Source organism: Streptosporangium sp. NPDC005286 (assembly GCF_040607515.1).
In the GTDB taxonomy this organism is placed as follows: domain Bacteria; phylum Actinomycetota; class Actinomycetes; order Streptosporangiales; family Streptosporangiaceae; genus Streptosporangium.
Map to the genome: position 1 here is coordinate 63,985 of NZ_JBEXGU010000031.1, position 9,017 is coordinate 73,001.

At 70.9% G+C, this 9,017-nt stretch carries 10 protein-coding genes; 1 reads left to right on the plus strand and 9 read right to left on the minus strand.

The features are described from left to right. Positions 1–78 precede the first annotated feature (78 nt). The 9 genes from ABZU75_RS14580 to ABZU75_RS14620 form a co-directional block, all read right to left on the minus strand. A complete protein-coding gene (locus tag ABZU75_RS14580; RefSeq protein WP_350914822.1) occupies positions 79–354 on the minus strand; it encodes an acylphosphatase in 276 nt (91 codons plus the stop codon). After that, positions 351–1,217: a bifunctional DNA-formamidopyrimidine glycosylase/DNA-(apurinic or apyrimidinic site) lyase gene (gene mutM / locus ABZU75_RS14585; RefSeq protein ID WP_355553905.1), complete on the minus strand. Its 867-nt coding sequence runs from the start codon at positions 1,215–1,217 to the stop codon at positions 351–353. The genes ABZU75_RS14580 and mutM overlap by 4 nt, the downstream gene beginning before the upstream one ends. A gap of 22 nt (positions 1,218–1,239) precedes the next feature. After that, a complete protein-coding gene (rnc, locus tag ABZU75_RS14590; protein ID WP_350914927.1) occupies positions 1,240–1,911 on the minus strand; it encodes a ribonuclease III in 672 nt (223 codons plus the stop codon). Positions 1,912–2,178: 267 nt separating this feature from the next. Then, the gene (rpmF, locus tag ABZU75_RS14595; protein ID WP_012894381.1) at positions 2,179–2,358 is read right to left on the minus strand and encodes a 50S ribosomal protein L32; all 180 of its coding nucleotides are present in this window, start codon (positions 2,356–2,358) and stop codon (positions 2,179–2,181) included. A 1-nt stretch (position 2,359) separates the two neighbouring features. After that, positions 2,360–2,914: a YceD family protein gene (locus ABZU75_RS14600; RefSeq protein WP_355553908.1), complete on the minus strand. Its 555-nt coding sequence runs from the start codon at positions 2,912–2,914 to the stop codon at positions 2,360–2,362. A 66-nt stretch (positions 2,915–2,980) separates the two neighbouring features. After that, the gene (coaD, locus tag ABZU75_RS14605) at positions 2,981–3,457 is read right to left on the minus strand and encodes a pantetheine-phosphate adenylyltransferase (protein WP_030913570.1); all 477 of its coding nucleotides are present in this window, start codon (positions 3,455–3,457) and stop codon (positions 2,981–2,983) included. A 16-nt stretch (positions 3,458–3,473) separates the two neighbouring features. Next, complete coding sequence (gene rsmD, locus ABZU75_RS14610) at positions 3,474–4,052, minus strand: 16S rRNA (guanine(966)-N(2))-methyltransferase RsmD (protein ID WP_355553912.1); 579 nt, start codon at positions 4,050–4,052, stop codon at positions 3,474–3,476. A gap of 463 nt (positions 4,053–4,515) precedes the next feature. Continuing rightward, a complete protein-coding gene (gene recG / locus ABZU75_RS14615; protein WP_355553915.1) occupies positions 4,516–6,687 on the minus strand; it encodes an ATP-dependent DNA helicase RecG in 2,172 nt (723 codons plus the stop codon). A 131-nt stretch (positions 6,688–6,818) separates the two neighbouring features. Continuing rightward, the gene (locus ABZU75_RS14620) at positions 6,819–8,396 is read right to left on the minus strand and encodes a DAK2 domain-containing protein (RefSeq protein ID WP_355553918.1); all 1,578 of its coding nucleotides are present in this window, start codon (positions 8,394–8,396) and stop codon (positions 6,819–6,821) included. Positions 8,397–8,751: 355 nt separating this feature from the next. On the opposite strand from ABZU75_RS14620, the gene rpmB reads away from it, so the two are divergent. Beyond that, a complete protein-coding gene (gene rpmB, locus ABZU75_RS14625) occupies positions 8,752–8,937 on the plus strand; it encodes a 50S ribosomal protein L28 (RefSeq protein WP_012894387.1) in 186 nt (61 codons plus the stop codon). Positions 8,938–9,017 lie beyond the last annotated feature (80 nt).

The following is a 9,017-nucleotide window of genomic DNA, read 5'->3' on the forward strand; positions in this document are numbered from 1 at the left end:
TGAACGCTCCGAATGGATGCACCAGTAGGCACTCTCGACAGTCAACTATACCGTATTTTGGGCGGTTTAGGAAAGTGGTCAGCGCTCGACAAAACCCTCGAGACCGCCTTTGGCCTCGCTCCAACGTTCGACGACCCCGTCCACCCTGCCGGGCGTCTCACCGCCCCTGAGCAGCTCAAGCAGCATCGCGCACGACTTCTCGGGCCCCTGTGCGACCACCTCGACCCGGCCGTCGGCCGTGTTGCGCGCCCAGCCGACCAGGCCGAGCTCCAGCGCCCTGGACCGCGTCCACCAGCGAAAACCCACACCCTGCACATGGCCCCTGACCCAGGCGGTCAGTCGCACGTCCGTCACGCCCCGGCCCTCCTCGGCCTGGGCTGGCAGCGAGGGCAGCTGTAGGAGGAACGGTTCATGAACGACTCGCGAACGATCGGGGCACCGCACCGCGGGCAGGGCTCGTCGCGCCTGCCGTAGACCGCGAGGGAACGGTCGAAGTAACCGCTCTCACCATTGACATTCACGTAAAGACTGTCGAAAGATGTGCCGCCCTCGGCCAGTGCGGCGGACATCACCTCCCTGGCGGCGCCCAGCAACTCGGCGATCTTCGGCTTGGTCAGCGCTCCGGTGGGCCGGGCACCGTGCAGCCTGGCCCGCCAGAGAGCCTCGTCGGCGTAGATGTTGCCGACACCGCTGATCAGCGACTGGTCCAGCAGCGCGCGCTTGACCTCGGTCTGCCGGGCACGCAGCCGGCGGGCGAAGGCCTCGTCGTCGAAATGCCCCTCGAACGGGTCGGCCGCGATGTGCGCGATCGGCTCGGGCACCGTCCGGCCGCCGGCCCGGATCATGGCGGTCACCAGCACGTGGCCGAAGGTCCGCTGGTCGACGAAGCGCAGCTCCGGACCACCGTCGGTGAAGCCGATCCGGACGCGCAGGTGCTTCTCCGGCGCCGTGTCCGGCTCCACGACCAGCAACTGGCCGCTCATCCCGAGGTGCGCCAGGATGGCGTCGGGGCCGTCCAGCGGCAGCCAGAGGTACTTACCCCTGCGCTCCGCCGCACCGACGGTGCGGCCCTTCAACCGGGTGGAGAACTCCTCCGCTCCGGGAAGGTGCCGTCTGATCGCCCTCGGGTGGAGCACCTCGGCGTGGGCGACGACCCTGCCGGAAACCCACCGCTCCAGGCCACGGCGTACCACCTCGACCTCGGGCAGTTCGGGCATGCACCCCTCCTTGGTCGACGGGTCAGCCGGCTTCGCGTCTGTCGCGGTCCTGGCGGATCCTGTTCCAGGCCGCCTCTGCGGCCTGCTGCTCGGCTTCCTTCTTCGAGCGGCCGGATCCCGAACCGTACCCCTCTCCGCCGACGCGAACGACCGCGGTGAAGGACTTGGCGTGGTCGGGGCCGCTCTCCTCGACATGGTATTCGGGCACGCCGAGCGACTCGGACGCGGTGAGCTCCTGCAGGGAGGTCTTCCAGTCGAGCCCGGCGCCGAGCGAGGCGGAGCGGGTGATGAGGGGGTCGAAGAGCAGGTGGACGACGCGGAACGCCTCGTCCAGACCCCTGTTCACGTAGATCGCGCCGATGAGCGCCTCAAGGGTGTCCGCGAGGATCGAGGACTTGTCGCGCCCCCCGGTGCCCTCCTCACCCCGGCCGAGCCGCAGGAAGCGGCCCAGGCCCAGCGAGCGGGCCACGTCGGCGAGGGCGCGCATGTTCACCACCGCGGCCCTGAGCTTGGCCAGCTGCCCCTCGGGCAGGTCGGGGTGGTTGCGGTAGAGGGTGTCGGTGACGACCAGGCCCAGCACCGAGTCGCCCAGGAACTCCAGGCGCTCGTTGGTCGGCAGGCCGCCGTTCTCGTACGCGTAGGAGCGGTGCGTCAGCGCACGCTCCAGGATGGCGACGTCCAGACGCACCGACAGAAGGCGCTCAAGCTCGTCCCTGACGAACTCGACGGCGACCGGTTTGACACTCGTACCCACGGCTTCTCCTCGCACGCTCTCTCATCGAATGCGCGATGGCGAAGAAACGAGAGATGCCCGAAGATGTGGTGGGCGCCGGGAGGGCACGCGTTCTACCGCGAACCCCGGCGTCCACCACAACCGCGGGCGGACCGCCATCGCAGGGTGGGCGGACGGTGACGCCGACCGGGCCGGGAGCCCGGCCGGCATCCGTCTGTCAGACTGCGATCAGGCGGAGGGCTCGATCACCTGACGGCGGTTGTAGGTGCCGCAGGTCGGGCACGCCACGTGCGGACGCTTCGGCGAGCGGCACTGGGGGCAGCTCACGAGCGAAACCGCGGCGGCCTTCCACTGCGACCTGCGGGAGCGAGTGTTGCTCCGCGACATCTTGCGCTTGGGGACAGCCACGTCAGCTCTCCTGATCGTTGTTATGTTCCGGAATCAGACCCTGCAGCTTCGCCCAGCGGGCGTCGATCACCTCGTGGCCGTGATCAGGCTCGGCGTCTGCCAGCCTGACCCCGCACTCCACGCAGAGTCCGGCGCAGTCCTCACTGCAGACCGGGCTCAACGGCAGTGTGAGCACCACCGCGTCGCGAAACGCGGGTTCGAGGTCGAGAAGTTCACCGTCGAGAAGCGAGTCACCCTCGGCAGCATCCTCTGCCGAGTAGAAGAACAGCTCCTGGAAGCCCATCTCGGCTTGCGAGATGACCGGCTCCAGGCAGCGTGCGCACTCCCCCCGCAGCGGGGCTTGCGCAGTGCCCGTGACGAGCACACCCTCCATGACCGCCTCAAGCCGGATGTCCAGCTCGACTTCGGCGTCCTTGGGAACGCCGATCATGTCGACGCCGATGTCCGCCGGTGCCGGGAGAACGAGGTCCATCCGCCGCATCGACCCTGGTCGTCGCCCCAGGTCATGGGTAGAGATCACCCATGGGGCTCGGGGGTCAAGGTTGGGATGAGTCATTTCGCTCTCGTTAGGCATGGCGCATCATCGCCATCGTGCAAGGCCGAAACAAGAGAATAGCAGGGCCTAGCCCCTGAGCCGTTCTACCAGGAGTTCCTGGACAAGATCGGGAACCAGCCCGGCCACACTCCCACCATACTTGACGATCTCCTTGATGCGGCTGGAAGACAGGAAGGAGACCTCGGGCCCGGTGGCCATGAACAGGGTCTCCACCCCTGACATCCGGTAGTTGAGCTGCGCCATCTGGAGCTCGTAGTCGAAGTCACTGATCGCACGCAGGCCCTTCACGATGGCGGGGATCTCCTGCTGTCTGCAGTAGTCGACCAGGAGGCCGTGGAACTTGTCCACGCGGACGTTCCCGTACTCCTTGGTGACCGTCTGGAGAGTCTGGATACGTTCGTCCACCGTGAAGAGGCTCTTCTTCTCGATGTTGATCAGTACGGCTACGACGACCTCGTCGTACTGCCGGGAAGCCCGGCCGATGATGTCCAGATGACCGTTCGTGACGGGATCGAAGGATCCCGGACAGACAACGCGACGCAAGGTGGACTCCCTGCTCTTAAGGATTCCCGGCGGCGCGACCGTACCAAACGGACGCTTCGCCGTAACGACGGACCCTCTCCTCTTCGTACCCCGCGGGCCAGCGAAGGTCCCTTCCCCGGCTCTCCCGTTCCACCGCGACGAGCGCGTCCTCGGCCAGCCAGCCTCGGTCGCGCAGCAGTTCGAGCACCGTCCCCACCTCCTCGTCGCCCAGCGCGTACGGCGGGTCGGCGAGGACGAGGTCGTACGGCTCCCCGGTGTCCCCGATACCCCTGGCCAGCAGCCGCTCAACCCTGTCGGCGGCGATCTCGGCCCCGGGCAGCCCCAGCGAGGTGACGTTCTGCCTGATCGTCCGGATCGCCCTGGCGTCCGACTCCACGAGAAGCACCCGGGCGGCCCCCCGGGAGAGCGCCTCAAGCCCGAGCGCGCCCGAGCCCGCGTAGAGATCGAGCACCCGGCACCCCTCCAGCGGGCCGATCAGCGACCCCACCGTGGAGAAGATCCCCTCCCTGGCCCTGTCGCTCGTGGGGCGGGTCCCCCGCCCCGGCGGCACTGCCAGCCGCCGTCCCCCTGCGCTTCCCGCGATGACTCGGCTCACCCGGCCATCCTCTCAGTGCCGCCGCCCGGTGCCGTCGGCCACCGCCCGCACCCGTCCCCGGCACCGGTTCCGACGCCGGTCCCCGGAGGCTCCCAGGTGCGCCGGGCGCAGCACGGCGTGTCGCGACGCATCACATAACCGCAGGTCAAAAGGGTCCTGGTAGGTGATCTAGGTCAAGAGTGGGCAAGGAGTGGCGACGAAAGCGTAAGGGTCGTTCCGTCAGGTGCCGGTCCCTTGCATGATGATTCCTGCGGCCTCCAAGTGACCCAGGGGGAGGCCGACCGGCGTGATCGTGAGCCCTTCCGCACGCCGGTGCTCTCGGCACCTGACCCGGGAGTGGGCCCAGGCGGGGACGGCATTCGGGGGGAGGCCGTCCCCGCAGTTGGGCACAGAGCGTCCGCCGGCTACAGCCGCGAAACCCCGCGGCGTCCACCGCCCCGCCGGGCATCGCCTCCGCCGGTCGTCAGGTCTTCTCCAGGTACTCGGCGCGCTCGTCCGCCAGGAGCCTGTCGATCTCCGCGCGGAGCACGGGGTGCCCCGCCAACTCGGGGTCGGCCTCCAGCATCGCCTCGGCGTCCAGGCGCGCGGCGTGGATGACGTCCTCGTCGCGGAGGAGCCTGAGCATCTTCAGCGACGACCTGCGCCCCGACTGGGCCACCCCGAGCACATCACCCTCCCTGCGCTGTTCCAGGTCGACACGGGACAGCTCAAAGCCGTCCAGGGTGGCCGCCACGGCGTCGAGCCGCGCCCTGGCGGGCGTGCCGCCGGGGGAGTCGGTCACCAGCAGGCAGAGACCGGGCAGCCCGCCGCGGCCGACCCGGCCGCGGAGCTGGTGGAGCTGCGAGACGCCGAACCTGTCCGCGTCCATGATGACCATGACCGAGGAGTTGGGGACGTCGACGCCGACCTCGATGACCGTGGTCGCCACCAGCACGTCGATCTCTCCCCTGGTGAACGCCTTCATCACCGCCTCCTTCTCCTCGGGAGGGAGCTTGCCGTGGAGCACCTCCGTGCGGAGCCCCAGCAGCGGCCCCCGGGAGAGCGTCTCGGCCACGTCGAGCACCGCCAGCGGCGGCCTGCGCTCGTCGTCGGCCTTCGACATGTCGCCCTCGTCGCCCTCCAGGTCGCCGATGCGCGGGCACACGATGTAGGCCTGGCGGCCCAGCCCGATCTCCTCGCGCAGCCGGGTCCAGGCTCGGTCGAGGAAGTGCGGCTTCTCCGCGGCGGGAACCACGTGCGTGGTGATCGGGGCACGCCCGGAGGGCAGCTGGGAGAGCGTGGAGACCGTGAGATCACCGAAGACCGTCATGGCGACCGTGCGGGGGATGGGGGTGGCGGTCATGACGAGCACGTGCGGGCGGCCGCCCCCGGCCTTCTCGCGGAGCGCGTCGCGCTGCTCGACGCCGAACCTGTGCTGCTCGTCGACCACGACCAGGCCGAGATCGGCGAACTGGACCCGCTCCTGCAGGACCGCGTGGGTGCCGACGACGATGCCCGCCGCGCCCGAGGCCGCGTCGAGCATGGCCGAGCGGCGGGCCGCGGCGCCCAGCGAGCCGGTCAGCAGGGCGACCGCGGTGCCGCCGAACATGCCGCCGGTGGCCAGGTCGCCGAGCATGGCCGAGATCGACCGGTGGTGCTGCTGGGCGAGCACCTCGGTGGGCGCCAGCAGCACGGCCTGCCCCCCGGCGTCGACCACCTGGAGCATCGCCCGCAGCGCGACGACGGTCTTGCCCGCCCCGACCTCGCCCTGGAGCAGCCGGTGCATGGGGTGGGCCATGGCCAGATCGGCCGCGACCTCCTCGCCCACCTCACGCTGCCCCTCGGTCAGCTCGAACGGCAGCCGCTTGTCGAAGTCGGCGAGCAGCCCGTCGGAGATCGCGGGCCTGGGGGTGGCGGGCCAGGAGGCCGCGGCCATCCGGCGCTGCAGCAGCACCGCCTGGAGCAGGAACGCCTCGTCGAACCTGAGCCGCTTGCGCGCCCTGGCCACGTCGGCGTGGTCGCGCGGCCGGTGAACGGTCAGCAGCGCGTCCGACAGACCGGGGAGCCGGTGCCGGGCGCGCAGCTCCTCGGGAAGCGGGTCGTCGAGCTCGCCCATCGTGTCGAGGACGACGCCCAGCGCCCTGCGAATGGCCCAGGGCGTCACGTCCTTGCCCGCCGGGTAGATCGGCACGAGCGCGGCGGCGAACTCCTCGGCCCCCGTCTCGTCCTCCTCGATCATCTCGAACTCGGGGTGGGAGAGCTGCCACTTGCGCTTCTCGCCCTGGCCGAAGGCGCCGACCTTCCCGGCGAACATGCCGCGCCTGCCCGGCCGCAGCCGCGTCTCCGCGATGTGGGACGCCTTCCCGAAGAACGACAGGTAGATCTTGCTGCGGCGGGCGTCGACGACCTCGACCTCCAGCCAGGTGCCGCCCTTGTTCCGCATCGGCCTGCGCATCGCCCTGGTGACCTCGCCCACCACCGTGACGTGCTCGTCGACCCGCAGGTCGTCGAGGTCGGTCAGCTCACCCCGCTCGGCGTAGCGCCGCGGGTAGTGCCGCAGCAGGTCGCCGACGGTGCGCAGGTCGAGAACGCTCTCCAGCAACCTGGCGGTTTTGGGGTCCAGTGCCTTCGCCAGCGGCTCGTCGAAGCTCGTCACCACAGCTTTCTACCGTGTGCGGGAGACAGAAACCGCCCGGCCCACGGAACGGTTCACCCGCGTCGCCCGCGAACGTCACCGGCAGGCGCGCCTGACGCCGGGCCTCGCGACGCCCTCATTCGACACCGCCCTCATTCGACGCCGATGAGCAGCGGGTAGCCGCCCTGGCCTCCCTCGTACAGAACCACCTCGATGTCCGGCCTGGTCTCGGCCAGATGGTCCAGCACCGCGCGCGCGAGCCCCTCGGGGGCGTTGACGCCCTCCAGAACGGTCACCAACTCGCTGCTGGAGGACACCATGCGGCCCACGACCTCCAGGGCGGTGGCCTCGAGATCCCTGCCGATCAGCGCGGCGTCCCCGTCGACCACTCCCAGGACGTCACCGGGCCCGGCCAGGCCCGCGCTCGTCATGACCTCGCGGTCGGCCACCCAGACGTGCCCGTGGCGGGTGTGCGCGGCGGCCTCGGTCATGGCCACCACGTCGTCGTCGAAGCGGCGCAGCGGATCGTGCACGGCCAGCGCCGACAGGCCCTGCACCGAGGCCCTGGTCGGGAGTACGCCGACCACCAGGCCCTCCTCCCTGGCCATCTCCGCGGCGGCGGCGGCGACCTCACGCGTCCCGCTGTCGTTGGGCAGGACCACGACCTCCGAGCCGGCCTCGCGAATGGCGGCGAGCACCGCCGCCAGCGGCGGGCTGGAGCCCGGCTCGCGGCGGACGACCACGGCCCCCGACTCCTCGAACAGCGCGGCCAGCGCGGGTCCCGCCGCCACGGCCACCACTCCCCTGCCCCGCGCGGCCGGGTGGGTCCTGCCCGAGCCGACCAGATACGTCACCCTGATCCGGTGGGGCCGCCCCAGCCGGACCGCCGCCTCGATCGCCGCGCCCGCGTCGTCCACGTGGACGTGCACGTTCCACAGGTCGTCCCCACCCACGATCACCAGCGACTCGCCGAGCGCGTCGAGTTCCGCGCGGAGCGCCGCGACCTGTGCCGCCCCGGCCTCCAGGAGATACATGACCTCGTAGCCGGGCCCGTCCGCGCTCTCCTCCGCGACCTCCACGCCGATCCGGTGGGCCGGGGCGGGGATGTCCACCCGCTCGGTGTAGGAGTCGGCGACGATCGCGGCGAGGCTCTCCAGAATGATCGTCCACCCCGCGCCGCCCGCGTCGACCACCCCGTTGCGGGCCAGCACGCCGAGCTGCCCGGGGGTACGGCGGAGCGCGGAGCGCGCCTCCTCGGCCGCCCTTCTCGCGATCGAGACGAGATCTCCCCGGCCGTCGCGCACCGCCGCGGCCACCGCGGTCAGGACGCTCAGGATCGTGCCCTCGACCGGCCTGGCCACCGCGGCACGGGCCAGCTCGGCGGCCCTGACCAGGCCACGGCAGAGGTCCGTGCCGCGCCCCTCGGCCTCCCTGAACACCTCGGCGAGGCCGCGCAGCGCCTGGCTGACGATCACCCCGGAGTTGCCCCGCGCGCCGAGCAGCGCTCCCTGCGCGAGCGCCTGCCAGGTGGCCGCCGTCCCCGCGTCCGCGGGCAGCCCGTCGAGCGCCTCGGCCGCGGAGAGCATGGTCAGGTGCAGGTTGGTGCCGGTGTCGCCGTCGGGCACCGGGAAGACGTTGAGCGCGTCGATCTCCTCGCGCGCCTTCCCCAGCGTCTCCGCGGCCAGCCGCGACCACCTCCGCACCGAGGGCGGGTCGAGAACCTGCAGCATTCCTGCCCTCCTGCTCCTGCTCGCGCCCGCCGGGCGCCCTCATCGATCTCCCGGGCAGGTCCCGGCGCCGCGACCGGCATGCCGTCACCGGTGGCTCCCCGTCCGCACGACCCGGCCGGCCCCGATCTCACCGGCTGATCGTCGCCCGCCGGACGCGACCCGCCATGGCGCCTCCCGGGATGCGCTACGGTTGCCTCCGGAGATTATCCCCGTTCGACCGTTCACGGCGGCTCACGTTCGCCTGTAGGGCCGAACATCGGGTATCCTCGTGTGGCCAGCCGGTCGTCCCGGCATGCCCGATGACCGCCCGCCAGTGCGGCGGATCGAGCCTCTCGACTGATCTAAGGAGCGAACCGTGGCTTCCGTCTGCGACGTTTGCGCTAAGAAGCCGACCTTCGGCAACAACGTCTCCCACTCGCACCGCCGCACCCGCCGCCGCTGGAACCCGAACATCCAGCCCGTGCGCGCAGTGGTGAACGGCACGCCGAAGCGGCTGAACGTTTGCACCTCCTGCATCAAGGCCGGCAAGGTCACCCGCTAGTCGGACTTCCGCGAAGCCCGCCGTCCCCTCGACGGGGCGGCGGGCTTCGCCGTTCCCAACGGGCTCCGAGCCGTCCTTGG